We start from the raw sequence: 16037 nt of genomic DNA, 5'->3' as shown, positions 1-16037 counted from the left end.
AAGCGGCGTTTTCTTGACAGCCGGCGGCGAATTCGGCGCCTGCCAGCGACCTTGAGCGCAACCTGCGGATCGCTCGACCACGCTACCCCTTCGAGTCTTGCCGCAGGTCGTGAGAGATGTTTCCCGTGGCTCTGCTTGGACCAACGGGACCGCGGATGAAATAGCTATGGCGCAGCCAGAACGCCTCGGCGGATGGCAAGGGCGACATCGGCGGAGAACGGCGGCACATCAAGCTTCAGCCAGCCGTCCGAATTCGCTTGCCATTCCGCCGTTTGCCTGCCGGCAGTAGTATCCCAGGCGATGACGCGATAGGTGCCGCGAGCCAACCCGGGCAGCTCCAAGGCGGCCGGGACCGGCGCAGCACCGGCGCGAAGCATACCGTTCCCCCCGATCGTGTCGCGGCGAACCAGCCAGACCACTGCCTGGGAATCGTCACCGCAGGCAACGGCCGCGGCGTCGGAACCGGAAACCCGCATCTTGTTGCCGAGATGGGCACGCCGGAACGAAACCCAGTCGAGCAGAGGGAGGAAATCGGCCAGCGAACGCTGCGCCCGCCGCATGCCGGGGGTGAGCACATGCGGGGTGCGGTTTGGCCACCGCATGCCGCCACCGGCGCCCCCCGCCGCCAGGTGAGCCCATTGCAAATGGCGGAAATATTCATCATCGAAAGGTTCCGGAAGCGTGATCTTCTTGTCCTTGAACGAGTGGATCGGGCCGTGCTCGGAATCGAGAAAAGGGCGGCCGTCACGGATTTCGCCGAGCGCCTCTCCGACGAGCCGCGCCATGCCGAGCGCCGGCGCCACCGTGTCACTGGGGTCGTCGATCGTGCCCTCCTGGTAGAGATGGAGAGAGGCGAAGTCGAGGTCTGGGTGGCGGAAGATCGGCCCGGGCAGCGGCATGTGGGGCCGCCAGCGAAGCTCAGGTCCGAACAGCGAGACGGTCTGCGGGTGAGAGCGGCCGTAAAGTGACGTTTCCAGCCGGCGCACAAAATCGCTGAGATCATTGATGAAGGCGCCGAAGCCATCCGCGCTGCCCTGAGCCTGCTCGGGATGGATCTCGTTCCAGAGATCCCATGCGAAGAAGGCTCCGCTGCCGCTCCATCTGCGAACCACGAATTCCAGCCTTGCCTTGATCGCGCGGCGCGTCTCGGCGCAGATCAGGAATCGCGACGGGTGGTCTAGCACGCCTCCGTGATTGCGGTTGTAGGGGTGGTGGCGCCAGTGCAGCCACTGCCAGAACGTATCAAAGGGGGTGAGCAGGATTCTTAAGCCCTGTTTTTCGCAAAGACGAAAGAGGTCGTCCCACAATTGCACCATCGCCGGCACGAAGCAGCCCTGCGGCTTCTCGAAGTAGCGGTGGCGAACCTGGGCATATTCCAGCATCAGCCTGAGGCAGGTGACGCCGCTTCCCTTCAGCCAACGGAGATGATTTTCCACACCGGCCATATCGGCGCGCCGGAACAGGCCATTGAGTTCGGGCCAGCTTACCGCATCATTCTGCCCGATCGGCGTCCATGCCTCGCCGTCCTCGGTTGCGAAATAGGAACCGGCTAACTTGATCCAAGGCAGGCCGGCAGCCGATCTCGGCGCAGAGTCCTCCACTTCCCCGACCAGCGGTATCGCCAATCTAGTATCGTTCAAAGGCAGGCCCCGAATTTCGTCCCGGAGCGGTATAACTGCCGCGGTGGCAAAATGTTTCGCCGGGCTGGCAGGCCAATGGACTCTCAACTATTGCGGTGCAAGGATCCCCTGCCCTAGTCGGAGCGAAGGAACATCTCCTTCTCCTAAGCGACGGCCTCGAAGGCCTGACGCACCTCCGGTGGGGTTACCCCGTCCCAAACCCATCTATGCAGGAACTGGATCGCTTTCTTCCACTCAGCCCCTTCTTGGGCAGTCATGAGTTGCTAAGGCTCCCTCGACGTGGTGGATCCCCAGGTAATCCAGGTCTCGGTCGATCCTGACGAAGAACGAGCCAGGACGCGATCATGGTCTGTAGTTTGCTGCGCCCTTGCGGCAGAGCCGGCCTTGGATCATTTACGTTATGGACTATCGCTATGGACGATCGCAGGAACGCGAATGAAATAGTTGTGGCGCAGCCACGACGCCTCGGCCCCGGTCGTCCCTCTTAGGCGACTCGTGAAAGGACTTGCTGATCCAGGTCGCACCTAGCCAGTCCGAAACGCCAGCGATGGTTCGTTGCCTCACGTCTGCTCTGGTAAAACAAGGTCAGTTTCCCGCCCTCGATCATTACCGTCGAATGGCCGTTCTCCCCAGGCTCACCAGGATCAAGCACGGGGCCGACCGACACGTAGGAACCCTGGACGTCGTCGGCGATGGCGAAGAATACGCGCTGACGACTTCCGCGCGGACCGTCGGGAAGGAAGCAGGTGGCGTTGAGAAGCACGCGACCGTCGGGCAATTCGACAAGTTGGGCGCCCTCGATCCCCCATTCGTAGTCCGGATGCTCGCGCGCATTGTGATGGGGAACGTCGAGATGGTCCAATATCTTGCCGAGGCGTTTCCACGGCCCGAACCAGGAATCGGATTGGCTGCGCGCCAGATAGACGTCAGGCTGCGGCACCCTGGTGAATTTAGGCATGCCTGAATAGACGATGTAGCGCTTGCCGCCGATGATCGCCGGATGGGGATCATAGATCCCGTCCTCATCGGTGTCCGGCAGGGACAATATCGCCGGTTTCAGCACCACCCAATGAAAGCCATCGTTGGACACAGCATGCTCGCAACGTCCGCCCGACTTCATGAATTCGGTCTGGATAAACATATGGAAGACGCCGCATTCATGTATGACGCCGGGCGCAGCTATGCCCGATCCGGTTACCGCCAAGTCGAGCGCCTCATGCTCGGTCCACGGCCCGTAAAGGTCCGGAGCCGTGGCATGTAGTATTTTCCAGCTCTCGGTCGTGACAGTGCCGCTGGAACCGAAGACGTGCCAAAGCGCGCCGTCGAACACCGGACAAGGATCCTTCAGATCATCCACGGACTGCGGGTGAAACAACGGAAAGACGTTGGTTTCAAAGTTGAACTTCATTCCTTGCGGCTCTCTCACGGTGGCTGCCCTCTTCGGCCATCTGTGGCGACCAAAACGAATCATGCGCGGGTCATTAACTCTTATACCTGCGCTCATGAATGGTTGTTGAACGATTGAGCGGATTTTAGCCGTTCTGTGGCAATGGGCCACATTTGGCGAGATACGAAGCTGCAAGCGCCTCCGCCTTGGCCGAGGCGGCATGTCCGTCGGGTGTTGATGGCAGCGCCGCTTCTCTTCGAACAATTGCGCAAGTGGCCGGCTCGGCGGCTACGGCCAATTAAAATCCGTGGAACAACTTACTCAAATGAAAGTTAGATGTGCGGATAAAGGATTCATCAGGGGCCTGCTTCGATTAACATATGTTAATTGAAGAATTACAAACTATCATTCAGAGGAATCTTACATGAAAATAGCGGGTGTCAAAAAAAATAAATCAAATATCCCCATAAAGTCGTCTGTTCTACTTTGCTTTTCTCACCTCAGGTGGGATTTCGTACACCAACGCCCGCAGCATATTCTGACGCACGCCTCAAAACAGCACCAGCTAATTTACTTTGAGGAGCCGGTCTACGAGGAAGTACGCTATCCTTCGATCCGGGTGAACGATCGATCTGCAATGATCACAATCGTAACCCCGGTTCTTCCGGCCGGCATTTCCGCAACAAAGGCGGACGCTATCCAGCGCAGATTCGTCGACCAGATCGTCAACTCAACGCCGCATGACCGGCTGACTATATGGTACTACACGCCCATGGCGCTGCGTTTCAGTGACCATATAGCCTGCGATGTATGCGTCTACGACTGCATGGATGAACTCTCCGCCTTCAAGAACGCACCGGCAGAGTTGACGCAGATGGAAAAAGCGCTGTTCCAGCGCGCTGATGTCGTGTTCACGGGCGGGCAGAGTCTGTACGAGGCCAAGCGAAGCCTCCATAAGTCGATCTTTCCCTTCCCAAGCAGCATCGACGTTGCGCATTTCCACAAGGCAAGAGAGCCCGGCGATGACCCTGTAGACCAGGCAGACATACCTCACCCGAGAGTGGGCTTCTTCGGCGTGATAGACGAAAGGCTCGACGTTGAAATGATCGCGCAGGCGGCTGCGTCAATGCCCGACGTGCATTTCGTCATGCTCGGCCCGGTGGTCAAGATCGACCCGCTAAGCTTGCCGCGCGCAAGTAACTTACATTGGCTGGGTGCCAAGCCCTACGCCGACCTGCCTCGCTATCTCAGGCACTGGAGCGCCGGCTGGATGCCCTTCGCGCTCAACGAGGCGACACGCTATATCAGCCCGACCAAAACTCCTGAGTTCCTGGCCGCCGGACTGCCGGTGGTCTCTACGGCGATTGTGGACGTCGTGCGCACCTATGGTGCCGAAGGCCTGGTCGACATTGTTGACGCCGAAGACATCGAAACCAAGCTTCGGTCCCTTCTGTCACGTCCCCGGAATTTCCTGTTTAAGGAAGTCGATGCCTACCTCGCTAACATGTCCTGGGAACGAACATGGGACGCAATGGCTGCCCATATTCAGCGCGCCTATGCAATGAAAAGCATTGTCCCTTTGCGCCGGGGAGCCTGACCATGTTCGATTGGCTGATTGTCGGCGCCGGCTTCGCTGGCAGCGTGCTCGCCGAACGCATCGCATCGCAACGGCAGGAAAGCGTCCTGCTCATCGACCGGCGAAACCACGTCGGCGGCAACGCTTATGACTGCTATGACGAAGCGGGGATCCTGGTCCACCGCTATGGGCCGCACATATTCCATACCAACGCCCGATCGATCATCGACTATCTCTCGCAATTCACCGAATGGAGGCCTTACGAACATCGCGTACTGTCGTCGGTCGACGGAAAACTGCTGCCGATACCGATCAACCTCGACACGATCAATCGCCTGTACGATCTTGAATTGACGCCCGAGCAGTTGGAGGAGTTCTTCGCATCCCGGCGAGAAACGGTCGAGGAAGTCCGGACCGCCGAAGATGTGGTTGTGAGCACCGTTGGAAGGGAGCTCTACGAAAAATTCTTTCGCGGTTATACAAGGAAGCAGTGGGGTGTCGATCCGGCCCAACTAAGCAAGTCCGTGACTGCGCGGGTCCCTACGCGGATCAACCGTGATGATCGCTACTTTGGCGACACTTTCCAGAATATGCCGGCTGGCGGGTATACACGCATGTTCCAGCGCATGCTGGACAACCCCAGGATCAAGATCATGCTGCAGACCGATTATCGCGAAATCAGCGACAAGATCCCCTTTCAGCGGATGATCTACACCGGGCCGATTGATGAATATTTCGACTGGAGCCTTGGTCGTCTGCCTTATCGGTCACTGCGGTTCGAGCACGTGACGCTTGATTGCGAGCAGTTTCAGCCGGTCGCCGTTGTCAACTATCCGCAGACGGAAAACTATACCCGCATTACCGAGTACAAGCATCTGACCGGTCAGCAGAGCCCGAAGACCAGCCTGACTTACGAATATCCAACCGATATCGGCGATCCCTATTACCCGGTGCCGCGGGCGGAAAACGAGGCGCTGTACAAACGCTATGAAGCACTGGCAGCGGCGTGCCCCGACGTATGGTTCGTCGGGCGCCTGGCCACGTACCGCTACTACAATATGGATCAGGTTGTCGGTCAGGCTCTGGCGACGTTCGGGCGCATTCAACAGAGCCTGCCGGCGGACGGCACCATGCAGATGCTTACGCAGCGGACGATGCTCGGCCAACATTCGGAGCAGTTCCCCACCAACTGACGTGGCCCGCCCCTTCTTCGACCGCTACGAAACACCTGCCGCGAACAATGTGCGCTGGCGCTCCAATTCATATGCAACCGGCTGGCGAAGACTGCGCGAACCGTCGGCATGAATCGTGGAGAACAAGCCGACTTCCGCGTGGCGCGAATTGTCCCAGCCGGGATACGCAGTCACCGGGTACAGACATATACCCTGAACCGGGGCACCACGGCTCATTGCGTCACGGACCTCATCGCAAACGTAATGGAGCCATGCCGGCCGGCCTGATCCTTCAGCGCCTGTCTCGGCGATGAACATGGGCTTTCTGTAGCGCTCTGCGACTTCGACCAACATGTCGGAAAGCGCCCGATATTCGTGGTGGCCCATCGGTATCGTTGGCCCCCGAAAGTACCATTGGTTGTGCGGATAAAAGTTGAGTCCGATGACGTCGACACAGTCCTCGCTGCCGCCCAATTCGGGCTCGGCACGGCCCGTCAGCATGTCATAGGCTTCAAACTGGCCCTGACGAACATTTTCCGCGCGCCGCTGCTCGGCACGACTATGGTCACGGGGAGCAACATGGATTAGCGGTTCAGCCCAGATGAACCGGCAATCGGGTTCGGCGTCGCGCATCGCCTTGACGCCCGCAACCGCTGCCCTCACAAGCTGTCGCTTGAACCATCCCCGCTTCTTCGGCCCCACGCGTGGGAAATAGCCGACCTCTATCGCCCATGCGAAAAATGAGATCTCATTGATCGGGCACACCAAGGGAGCTACTCCTGTGACGGAGCGGTGGACTCGGACAGCTTCAGCGGCGAAGCGGACATAGGCTTCTATAAAGTCTGGGGCGCCTTGGTCTACGTGATCTGGTGAGCCATAGTGGAAAATATCCCAGACGACCTGCACCCCCGCCGCGTGGGCTGCTTCGATCATTGATATCCAACCCGACCAGTCGAAGACCCCTGGCGCTGTTTCAATCAGGTGCCAGCGCAAGCCGTCGCGGATCGTGCGAAGCCCAAGGGCAGCACAGCTGCGATAGTCGCCGAGAGCGTGTTTGTCGTGTGCGGTTGCGCGAATCAAATCGAGGCGCACTCCGTCGCCGCGCCGATGCGAGGAACATTCGAAGCCAGCCATGAAGAAGCTGGCAAACTTGGACGGATATTCGCCCGGCGGACGCGCCGGCTCGTTGCTCATACGTGCGACCCGTCGGCCAAGGCTCGCGCCAGCGCTCCCGCTAGGCGATCGACCATTGCCAGTTTCGACCCCCACCACAATTTCTTTCGGGCCGCCATCACCTCGCCTCTGAGTGGTACGGGTGCAAGCGTCGAATGTTGACCAAGCGAGTTCGAGCGGAGCCGAGTCCAGGTGTTGTCGGTGAGCAGAGGTCGACCTCAGGATGACGGACTGTCGCTCTCAAGCCGAGCCTCGTTGATCGTCGTCGCGCTGCATTGTCCCTCCTAAGGGAATCCGAGGAAGGAGAAGATCGCAAGCACGACAATGATAAAGCCGATGAGATGGCGCAATCTCCCCCACATTGCGTACCGAACTTGCCTGCGACCGTGAGGTTCCCTTCGGTTGAAATATTTCTGGTTGGGCGGGCGACCCGCCAACTTGGCATTTCTGCTCCGTACCTTTGACGCCCCACCCGACTTCAGCCTTCGCCTACGCTTACTGACTGATTTTGATTGGTGTGATCGCGCGCGCCAGGTCGGCGGTAGACGTCAGGAATGCGCCAGACATGATTATCGGCCCACGCCCTCGCCGCCCTGTCCCGCGCTCATTTTGCAGCGGCAAGCGGCGCCTTCTTGGCAGGACGCAGCCGGCGGCGCATGCGGCGCTTGGCAGCGATCTTCAGCGCAACCGGCGGATCGCTCGACAACGCGCCCAGAACGGCTTCGACCATGCCATACGCCACAAAATCGGCGTTGATGTCATTGGCCAATTCGACGGCTGTCTTTTTGTCGTCGCCGTCCTCCGACCAGAACACGATCCCCACCCGCAGCGCCGACTTGGCACGCTTCAGCCGACGAACCAGGAAGCGGGCGTGTTTCACGGAGTCTCTGTTCAGGAATCCGGCCACCACAGTATCGACAGCGTCGAGCTCGAGGCGGCGAATGCTCGCCGGTTCCATGTCGGTAAAGCTCGCCTTCGAGACCGTCGCACCCTGGACTTCGAGCACCTGCGCCAGCATGGCGGCGGCGGCATCATCAAGTTCCCCGCGGCCGCCGGCACAAAGCACTGAGATGTCCGTACCATCCGGGAGTTCGATGTCGTCTTCGCTCACCCCTTGAGGCTGCTTGTTCTCATCTGCTGTGGCAGGCTCCGCCGCGGCCGGATCATCGTCCTCCTCTGCTTCCTCCCGTGCGCTGTCGTCGAGGTTCGCCACCAGCGTCTGCGCACTGGCCGCCACCTGCCGTCTTTGCTCATCGCCCATGACGCCCCGCACGCGATCCTGTTCGCCGAGCAGTAGTGCGGAAATGGCGACTTTGTCATAGAATTCGAACAGATATTTTTCCTCCAGGATCTCCTCGGCGTGATCAGTGGCTTCCTCTGGATCGCCGGCCAACAGCCGTTGGTAGAGCCGCGCATGCGGTTCGAGCACCGGTTCGTTGCCGAACAGAACGTCGAGGAATTCGAACTGCGGCACGTGCCTGCCGAGCACGACGAGACAGACAGTGAGCGGCGTCGACAGAACCAGACCCAGTGGCCCCCAGAGCCAGGTCCAGAATATAGCCGCAACGATGATGGCCAATGGTGAAAGCCCCGTACGTGAACCGTAGAGCCACGGTTCGACGACGTTGCCGGTTATCATTTCCATGGCCACGAACAGCCCGGCTGTCCACAGCACGAGCGACCAGCCGGGAGCCACGGCAAGCGCCAGGAACAAAGGCAGCAACGCACCAATGATCGGGCCGATATAGGGAACAAAGCGCAGCGCCAACGCCAGCAAACCCCACAGCAGTGCATTGGGTATGCCGAGAACCCAAAGCCCGAATGCAATCGGCACGGCATAGACGATGTTCACCACCAATTGCATGAGCAGATATCGGCCGACCCGCTTGCCCGCTTCCTGGAGCGCCTCGGTGGTCCGATGAAGATCGCCGTACCCGACGAGGCGTATGAAACGGTCGCGCAGGTCCTCGCGCTCGAGCAACATGAAGATGACGACGACGATGATCAGGCCGGCCGATGCCAGCGGGCTGATCAGCGGGCCGATCAGGTTCTGGAGAACCTGGAGCGGCCTTTCGCGCGCGATGATCTCGACAGGTACTGGCTCGCGCTCTGGCTCACCTGCGGTAGGCGGTGAGGTTTCCTGCCGGTCGAGTTCCTGACCGATGCGTTCGATCACCCCACTCAGCCTGGCGATGATGCCTCCGCCGACGCCGGTCTCCTTCAGGGATCGGACCTTGGTCAGGATATTCGACTGGTAAAGCGGGATGTTCTGCGCCAGTTCGCTCACCTGCGTGGCGACAATGAAGGAGAACAGCGCGAGGACCGTGAATGCACTCAGCACGCTGGCGATGACGGCCGGGAGGCGGGGAAGGCCGACTCGCTTGAGTCCGGAAACCATAGGCGCGAGCGCGAAGGTAAGCAGCAGAGCGATTGCGATCGGCAGGAAAACCTCGCGCCCGAAATACAGGGCCGCAATCGCCGCCACGACAGTCGCGACGGTGGGCAGTGACATGCGCGGGAGGGTTCTGGCAGAGGAAACAACGCCCATCACCCCGGCCTCGGCGGGGTGCATGCCGTTTCGACGATTGGCCGCCACTTGATACCTCCGCCCTGCCGTAGCCATGATCAGGCATATTGAGCCGGCGTGCAACTTTCGCTTCTTCGCGCCGGCGAGTTCGAAGACGCGATCGACAAGGGCGGCGCTTTGCGGCCCAACTGGACAGCCGGACGGGCGCTTTTGTCGCCGGACAAAACAACTGACGTGGTGATCGGTTCCGCACAGGCAGAAGACGAGGTCAGGCTTAATCCGAATGACGCAGCCAATGACGGTCGAACACGTCGAGGATGCCTCGGAACTCGGCCGGCGGGATCTGGCTGGCACCGCCGTCCTTGCTGTCTCCGGCGAGGAATTGCGCCAGCTGCCGGTCGATCATTTCCGGCTGCTCAATTGCCACGCCGAGCGAAGCCAGATCATCGACGATCGACCCGTCGGGCGGCAGATATCCACCCCATCTCTCGGGTGCCGGATTGCGCAAGCGGATCATCAGGATCCTGGTCAGGGACGGCTGCGGCTCCGGGCCGATGATGGTGGTGCCGCACAGATAGCCGCCAAGCACGCTTCCGGGCCGCGAATGCGGAAACAGGCAGAGGAAGAATTGGGCTTCGCCGCTGGTTTCCTTCAGATGCGCATAAAGGCCGCGTTTTGCCGACGTCATCAGCCCACCGAGCAGCAGCTGCCCGGTCGGCAATGCCTCGCGATAGGCGGCAGTCAGGCCGTGCGCGCCCGGCCCGGTCTCTATCGAAAGACTGCCCCTGATCAACAGGCCGCGATAATAGGGCGACAAGGCGCGCGAATAACATGCATAGGTTCCGGCAAGGGCCAATCCAAGGCTTCGCTCTTCATGCCCGGACGCCGTCTCGAACTGCGCGCCGACGCGGCGTTCCAGTTCGGCCCTCTCGATGCCGTGGCGGGCGCAGATCGCCGCCGTGAAGCCTGGCAGGTCGCTCTCTGCGATCCAGGCGCCGGGCTGCTCCAGCTTGAGAAGCTTCGACCAGTCGTCGTAGACGCTGAGCTCGCGCGGCTGGGCGCGGCCCTGCAGCCATTTGTCGGCACGGCCGAGATCGAACGCCGTCTTCGGGTTGACGCCTCGGAACGCCGCTGCCAAATCCTTGCGAGCGACAGTTCCCAGCAGGGCCGCAGTCAACCGTAATTTCTGCGCGATATGCTGTGCCATCCACCCGCCCCTTTATGCCACCGCGAGGCATAACATGTGCCAGCACTTGCTCCCACCGCATTCATTGCGGGCCGGACTTCTCCTAAAGTCCCATATTCCAGGAAATCCGCAGAATTCCACGCCGCTCCACTCGCCTACCCTTTTCACCCTGCCGGGCGGCACTAAGGTCGCTCAGGGCAAGGGCAAGTTATGAAACTCACGCTATCTAGGCTTGAATACCAACACCCTTCCTCAGTCATTTGAACGACAGCGAAGCCGAGCTCTCGCAACCAGCACAAACCAGCGTAGATGCCGCCTCAACAAGGAAGGAATAATTCGATGTCCCGGACTGCTTCTCCCAAGATCCCCTTCACCGCAGTCGCGGCTGGATCCGCCGCACTGCTGCTGCTGACCTTCGGGCCGGACGGACCGCCGCGTGCTGCTGCCGGCTCGCGCGCGGCAGCGACATATGGCAAGGCGGCTCCTGCGTCGCCGGCCATCGAACCGACGCGCATTGAAGTCGACGGCGGCGCGCACGTGATACGCTTTTTCATCGACGGCAAGCAGGTCGCCCTGCTGGACTCGACCGGCTTCAGGGATTGATCTTCACACCAGCGCTGGCCGCGACATTGAGCGGCCAAGCGCGACGGGACGTCTGGGTTCGGTCGCGGCCGGTCCAGGCTTCGGGCACCTGATGCGGCTGCAAGCCTACACGCGCCGGCAACTGCTCCGTTGCCCGCAGCCGCACTTTTCCACAAGCCATATTCCAGGAATTCCGGAGAATTCCACGCCGTTCCACACAGCGGCGGTGTTCGGGCCGGCGGCTGGGGTTAACCTTACGTTAACCATTGAGGGACGCCGTCATGAAACTTGCCCTGTCTGCACTTCTCGCCGTGCTCGCACTTTCGCAAACCGTGGAGGCTAAAACGAAAGTCGTTGCGACAGACGCGAAAGCGGCCACAGCCGAGAAAACCCGGCCGCCGCTTGACAATAAGTCCACCGGCGGGATCAACGCCCCGTCCGGTGCGATGGCGGCGCCGGCCAACAAAAATGCGTCCAGTCCGTATCCGCCGGCGATCTATTTCGATTTCTAGAGTTTCATCCATCCCCTAATGGATGGGGCTCTACCTTTTATTCGACCGCTCGACGCTTGCGGTGCCCTGGATTCATAGGCTCTGGGATCGACAGGTCCCGCGATCAACAAGCTTGGCGGCGGCGCGCCAGGCCGTGTTCCGTTCGCCTCCGGCCTCAGCCGACCCTGACGACGAAATGCTTCGTCACCGGCTCGATGATCTTCCACGTTCCCTTGAAATCGGCCTCGACCACGAAGGCATCGCCGGGACCGACTTCGACCGGCGCCGCCATCGGCGTGATGACGATGCGGCCTGATATCATGTGCACGAATTCATAGTCGCTGTAGGTCGCGTGATAGGTGCCGGGAGTAGCCTGCCATGTTCCCGACAGGACCTTGCCGTCCTCTGTGGTGTGCTGGACGGCGGTCTTCATGGTTGGGTTGCCGTCGACCAAGACCCAGCCCGCGAGATCGCCCGCCTCGGCGTTTTCGACCGCGCCGAATTTGAGGATGGTCTTGTCTGTCATGGTCGGGCTCCGTTTCGGAACTGTGCCGGCATTGGCTGCCGGTCAATAGCCGAAGCACCTGACATGAGCAACGCGGGCCTGCCCGCAATATCAGCAAGCAATGGCACGGTTTGCCACGTGCCGCTACGCTTGACGTTGCCCTCATCCTACCGAGCTTGCAGCCGAAGCCTCCGGGAACCCGCGCTTCTGAATTGCGCAGGCGGATGGCAGGCATCGCCGCGGTACGGAACCGACGCTAGGGCCGGCCCTCCGGGGCCACTCCTTGAAAGCCGTCGAAAGTACGATATATCAATGACTAAGCGTGCGTTGCACGCGACGTGGTGCTTTGGTCAAGCTTCATCTGTGGAGGTTGTCATGGCAAACAATGTGATGGAAGGAAAGAAGGCCCAGGATTGGATCAATCTGATCCTTGCGGCATGCCTGTTCATCTCACCCTGGGTCATCGGCTTCGCTGCTGAAACCGCTCCTGCGTGGAACGCCTGGATTGCCGCAGTCGTGCTCGGCGCCCTGGCTCTCGCGGCGCTTTCGGTATTCGCCGAATGGGAAGAGTGGGTGAACCTTGTCGTTGGGCTCTGGCTGATCGCCTCGCCCTGGCTGCTCGGCTTCATGGCGAACGCCAACGCGATGGCGACCCATGTTGTCCTCGGCGTGCTGGTGGTTGCGGCATCGGCCTGGGCGGTCTGGGACTCCCGTCATCATCCGCCAGCGCATGCGTGATTGGTGACCACCAAGGGGAGGAGCCCGGCGCGCGAGCGGCGGGCTCCTTCTAAGCCTGAGATGGGTAAGCAGGCCCGCTAGCCGGGCCGATTGTGTTCTTTGTGCTCAAAAAACACCCCGCCGCGCCGGGTGAATATGGCGGCGTCGCCGCGGCGCTTCGTGGGTCTGGACGCCGACGAGCACACCCCGCTGCACGCCGCGAACTCCACTTATGTTGCCCTGCGTTAGATTTGTTGCATTGCAATATCGGCACATCGCGTCGAGTCTTCGCAACGGGTGGCTTTTTTAACGACCACACGAGGTTTTGCCGTGTCAGCATCGTTTCGGCCTGATATCGAAGGGCTGCGTGCACTGGCGGTGTCGGGCGTCGTCGCGTTCCATTTCGGTCTGTCGGACCTGCCGGGCGGCTTCACCGGCGTCGACATCTTCTTCGTCATCTCCGGCTATCTGATCACCGGCCAGCTGCTGCGGGAAATCGCCGACGACGGCAGGCTGAACCTGTGGCGGTTCTACGCAAGGCGCGCCCGGCGCCTGCTGCCGGCCTCGCTGTTCGTCATCTTCGCCACGCTTGTCGCGGGTTATTTCATCCTGTCGCCGGACGAACAGGCGCTCTATTCGAAAGGCGCCATGTTCGCCTCGGCCTATGCGATCAATTTCTGGCTGATCCGCTGGTCGTTCGACTATTTCGCTCCCGATGCGGCGAACAACCCCTTCATCCACTTCTGGTCGCTCTCCGTTGAGGAGCAGTTCTACCTCGTATGGCCGACGCTGCTTCTGCTGGCGGCATGGCTGCGACCGGGCAAGCGCACGGCGATCCTGGTGATCGGCCTCGCCGGCGCGGTGTCGTTCGTCGTCTGCGCCTGGCTCACCACCGTGGCGCAGCCCTGGGCCTTCTATTTCTCACCGCTTAGGGCCTGGGAATTCGCCGCCGGCGGCCTGGCGACGATGGCGCCGGCTAAATTCTGGCGCGAGCGCCCGCAACTGGGCGCGGCACTGGCGTGGCTCGGCCTAGCGCTGATCGCCGGCGCCTATCTGACCTTCAACGAGCGGGATCCCTTCCCCGGCGTGATGGCGCTGGTGCCGGTGGCCGGCGCCGTGCTCCTGCTGCTCAGCGGTTCCGGCAATGTCCAAAGAGGGCCCAGCGCCATGCTGGCGCTGCCGCCCCTGCAATGGGTGGGGAAACTTTCCTACTCGCTCTATCTCTGGCACTGGCCGGTCATCGTCTATGCGACGATGATGGTTCCCGATCTCTCCTGGCCTGGGCGGCTTGCCTGCGCGGCATTGACGCTGGCGCTGTCGATCTTCACCTATAATTTCATCGAGAACCCGATCCGCCGCAACGGCTGGCTGATGGCGAATGCGGCGCGCGCGCTTGTCCCCGCCGCAATGCTGACCGGCGCCAGCGTGGTGGCTACCTACGCCAATGCGCGCCTTGCCGTGCACGAACTCGATCCCACACAACGCATCATTGCCGAAACTGCCGCACAGCCCTCCACCGCGCGCGCCAAGGGCTGTGTTCTCGACTACGAGACCATCACGCCGAAGCCCTGCGTGTTCGGCGCCCAGAATGCCGAGCACTCGATCGCACTGTTTGGCGATTCGCATGCCGACCACTGGTCGACCCCGCTGATCGAGGCGGCGAAGAAGAACGATTACAAGGTCGTCACTTGGCTCAAATCCGCCTGCCGGGCCTCGCGGCTGACGTTCTGGAGCTCGAAGCTGAAGCGCGACTACACCGAGTGCGATCAATGGCGCGAGCAATCGATCAAGGAGATCATCGCCCTGCGCCCGAGCCTGGTGGTGATCTCGGAGATCTCGCTGACGAGTTCGCACAAACTGTCCCCCGATGTGAAGGTGCCCGACAGCCAGGTTCAGGACTGGCAGGCCGGCCTGCGCGCAACGCTGGAGGCGTTCACCCAGGCCGGGCTGGAAGTCGCCTTCATTCGCGATGTGCCGTTCAACGGCACGTTTGCCGACACCTGCGTTGCCCGCGCGCTGTGGCGGGAACAGGCGCCGTCGGTATGTGACGCGCCGCGAACCGACGCCGCCAACGACGCCATGGCCGCGGTGGAGCGCGACATCGTGCGCACCGTCCCCAACGCGACCTATATCGACATGACCGACCGGTTCTGCAACGCCAAGACCTGCCATGTCTTCATCGGCGGCAAGCTGGCCTACCGTGATCGCCACCATTTGGCGACGCCCTTTGCGCAAACGCTGGAGCCGCCCGTCGAGCGCGCACTGTTTTCGACGGGGGCGGCGAAATAAGGCGACGCAAGACGCGCCTGTCACCGCGTCTCAGTGCAAGCCAAACTCACGCAGCAGTTCTTCGCGATAGCGCACGAACCGGCCTTCGCTACGATCGCGGGGGCGCGGCAGTCCAACCTCGACCAGCCGCGCTGTGCCGCCCTTCTCCCTGGGCAGGATCAGCACCCTGTCCGCGAGATAGATCGCTTCTTCCAGATCATGGGTGACCATGACCATGGTGACGTTTTCTTCGTTCCAGATGCGCGCCAGTTCCTCCTGCATACCGATCTTGGTCATAGCGTCGAGCGCGCCCAGCGGCTCATCGAGCAGCAGGATTTCAGGCTGCACGGTCAGCGCCCGGGCGATGCCGACGCGCTGCGCCATGCCGCCCGAAAGCTGCCTGGGAAAGGCATCGCTGAATTCGGTCAGACCAACGAGCGCGGTATAGAAGCGGGCCTTGTCCTCGGCCTCCGCCTTGGGCACGCCCCGCACTTCGAGGCCAAAGGCGACGTTGCCGAGTACCGTCAGCCAGGGCAGCAGGCGCGGTTCCTGGAAAATCACCGCGCGTTCAGCGCCGACGCCATGGACCGGCTTGCCGTCGATCGCGACACCGCCGCTGTCGGCGGTCTCCAGCCCGGCAAGAATGCGCAGCAGCGTGGTCTTGCCCGATCCGCTGGCGCCGACAATGACGAGACATTCGCCGGAGCGGATATCGAGGTTGAGAGCCCTCAGCACCGGAAGCGGACGCCCGCCGAGGCTGAAGGATTTGGACAGGTCGCGTATCGTGACCTCGCCGCCGCTTGTGGTGGCCAT

Annotated in this window: 13 protein-coding genes; 6 read left to right on the top strand and 7 right to left on the bottom strand. The window is 61.3% G+C overall.

Annotated features, from left to right (window positions below):
• Positions 1–164: 164 nt before the first annotated feature.
• Together EN807_RS14770 and EN807_RS14765 are read right to left on the bottom strand one after the other, a co-directional pair.
• Positions 165–1625 (bottom strand): hypothetical protein, encoded by a 1461-nt coding sequence (locus tag EN807_RS14770; RefSeq protein WP_210239980.1) that lies wholly within the window; start codon positions 1623–1625, stop codon positions 165–167.
• Between the two features lie 499 nt (positions 1626–2124).
• The gene (locus EN807_RS14765; protein ID WP_135935438.1) at positions 2125–3048 is read right to left on the bottom strand and encodes a hypothetical protein; all 924 of its coding nucleotides are present in this window, start codon (positions 3046–3048) and stop codon (positions 2125–2127) included.
• A 403-nt stretch (positions 3049–3451) separates the two neighbouring features.
• Here EN807_RS14765 and EN807_RS14760 point away from each other — a divergent pair, with 403 nt between their 5' ends.
• On the top strand, positions 3452–4624 hold the full coding sequence (locus EN807_RS14760) for a glycosyltransferase (protein ID WP_135935437.1): 1173 nt from the start codon (positions 3452–3454) through the stop codon (positions 4622–4624).
• 2 nt (positions 4625–4626) lie between these two features.
• Complete coding sequence (gene glf, locus EN807_RS14755) at positions 4627–5796, top strand: UDP-galactopyranose mutase (protein WP_135935436.1); 1170 nt, start codon at positions 4627–4629, stop codon at positions 5794–5796.
• A gap of 24 nt (positions 5797–5820) precedes the next feature.
• Here the strand turns inward: glf and EN807_RS14750 are convergent, their stop codons facing one another.
• From EN807_RS14750 to EN807_RS14740, 3 genes are all read right to left on the bottom strand, one after another.
• The gene (locus tag EN807_RS14750) at positions 5821–6969 is read right to left on the bottom strand and encodes a beta-glucosidase (protein ID WP_135935435.1); all 1149 of its coding nucleotides are present in this window, start codon (positions 6967–6969) and stop codon (positions 5821–5823) included.
• Between the two features lie 583 nt (positions 6970–7552).
• Complete coding sequence (locus EN807_RS14745; RefSeq protein ID WP_189522416.1) at positions 7553–9544, bottom strand: AI-2E family transporter; 1992 nt, start codon at positions 9542–9544, stop codon at positions 7553–7555.
• Between the two features lie 205 nt (positions 9545–9749).
• Positions 9750–10682, bottom strand: a complete 933-nt coding sequence (locus EN807_RS14740) for a hypothetical protein (RefSeq protein WP_135935434.1) — start codon at positions 10680–10682, stop codon at positions 9750–9752.
• A gap of 318 nt (positions 10683–11000) precedes the next feature.
• Between EN807_RS14740 and EN807_RS14735 the strand changes: the two genes are divergently transcribed.
• Both EN807_RS14735 and EN807_RS14730 read left to right on the top strand, forming a co-directional pair.
• Positions 11001–11264, top strand: coding sequence for a hypothetical protein (locus EN807_RS14735; protein WP_135935433.1), 264 nt, complete (start codon positions 11001–11003; stop codon positions 11262–11264).
• 260 nt (positions 11265–11524) lie between these two features.
• On the top strand, positions 11525–11755 hold the full coding sequence (locus EN807_RS14730) for a hypothetical protein (RefSeq protein ID WP_127314711.1): 231 nt from the start codon (positions 11525–11527) through the stop codon (positions 11753–11755).
• Positions 11756–11909: 154 nt separating this feature from the next.
• Here EN807_RS14730 and EN807_RS14725 read toward each other — a convergent pair whose 3' ends face one another.
• A complete protein-coding gene (locus EN807_RS14725; protein WP_135935432.1) occupies positions 11910–12260 on the bottom strand; it encodes a cupin domain-containing protein in 351 nt (116 codons plus the stop codon).
• A 354-nt stretch (positions 12261–12614) separates the two neighbouring features.
• On the opposite strand from EN807_RS14725, the gene EN807_RS14720 reads away from it, so the two are divergent.
• Together EN807_RS14720 and EN807_RS14715 are read left to right on the top strand one after the other, a co-directional pair.
• A complete protein-coding gene (locus tag EN807_RS14720; RefSeq protein ID WP_127314713.1) occupies positions 12615–12977 on the top strand; it encodes an SPW repeat protein in 363 nt (120 codons plus the stop codon).
• Positions 12978–13286: 309 nt separating this feature from the next.
• Positions 13287–15245 carry an acyltransferase family protein gene (locus EN807_RS14715; RefSeq protein WP_135935431.1) on the top strand — a complete coding sequence of 653 codons (1959 nt, stop codon included), beginning with the start codon at positions 13287–13289 and terminating at the stop codon, positions 15243–15245.
• Positions 15246–15275: 30 nt separating this feature from the next.
• On the opposite strand, the gene EN807_RS14710 is transcribed toward EN807_RS14715, so the two are convergent.
• Complete coding sequence (locus EN807_RS14710; protein WP_135935430.1) at positions 15276–16037, bottom strand: ABC transporter ATP-binding protein; 762 nt, start codon at positions 16035–16037, stop codon at positions 15276–15278.

It is taken from the genome of Mesorhizobium sp. M5C.F.Ca.ET.164.01.1.1 (genome assembly GCF_004792125.1).
GTDB lineage: Bacteria > Pseudomonadota > Alphaproteobacteria > Rhizobiales > Rhizobiaceae > Mesorhizobium > Mesorhizobium wenxiniae.
Note: the sequence above shows the minus strand (reverse complement) of the source record. Positions and strands in the feature narration are given on the sequence as shown.

What these genes read in the sequence shown, in the direction of transcription:
- EN807_RS14750 (WP_135935435.1), bottom strand. Translation starts at nt 6,969, where the DNA reads ATGAGCAACGAGCCGGCGCGTCCGCCGGGCGAATATCCGTCCAAGTTT.
- EN807_RS14725 (WP_135935432.1), bottom strand. Translation starts at nt 12,260, where the DNA reads ATGACAGACAAGACCATCCTCAAATTCGGCGCGGTCGAAAACGCCGAG.
- EN807_RS14720 (WP_127314713.1), top strand. Translation starts at nt 12,615, where the DNA reads ATGGCAAACAATGTGATGGAAGGAAAGAAGGCCCAGGATTGGATCAAT.
- EN807_RS14760 (WP_135935437.1), top strand. Translation starts at nt 3,452, where the DNA reads ATGAAAATAGCGGGTGTCAAAAAAAATAAATCAAATATCCCCATAAAG.
- glf (WP_135935436.1), top strand. Translation starts at nt 4,627, where the DNA reads ATGTTCGATTGGCTGATTGTCGGCGCCGGCTTCGCTGGCAGCGTGCTC.
- EN807_RS14710 (WP_135935430.1), bottom strand. Translation starts at nt 16,037, where the DNA reads ATGGCCACCACAAGCGGCGGCGAGGTCACGATACGCGACCTGTCCAAA.
- EN807_RS14740 (WP_135935434.1), bottom strand. Translation starts at nt 10,682, where the DNA reads ATGGCACAGCATATCGCGCAGAAATTACGGTTGACTGCGGCCCTGCTG.
- EN807_RS14765 (WP_135935438.1), bottom strand. Translation starts at nt 3,048, where the DNA reads ATGAAGTTCAACTTTGAAACCAACGTCTTTCCGTTGTTTCACCCGCAG.
- EN807_RS14735 (WP_135935433.1), top strand. Translation starts at nt 11,001, where the DNA reads ATGTCCCGGACTGCTTCTCCCAAGATCCCCTTCACCGCAGTCGCGGCT.
- EN807_RS14730 (WP_127314711.1), top strand. Translation starts at nt 11,525, where the DNA reads ATGAAACTTGCCCTGTCTGCACTTCTCGCCGTGCTCGCACTTTCGCAA.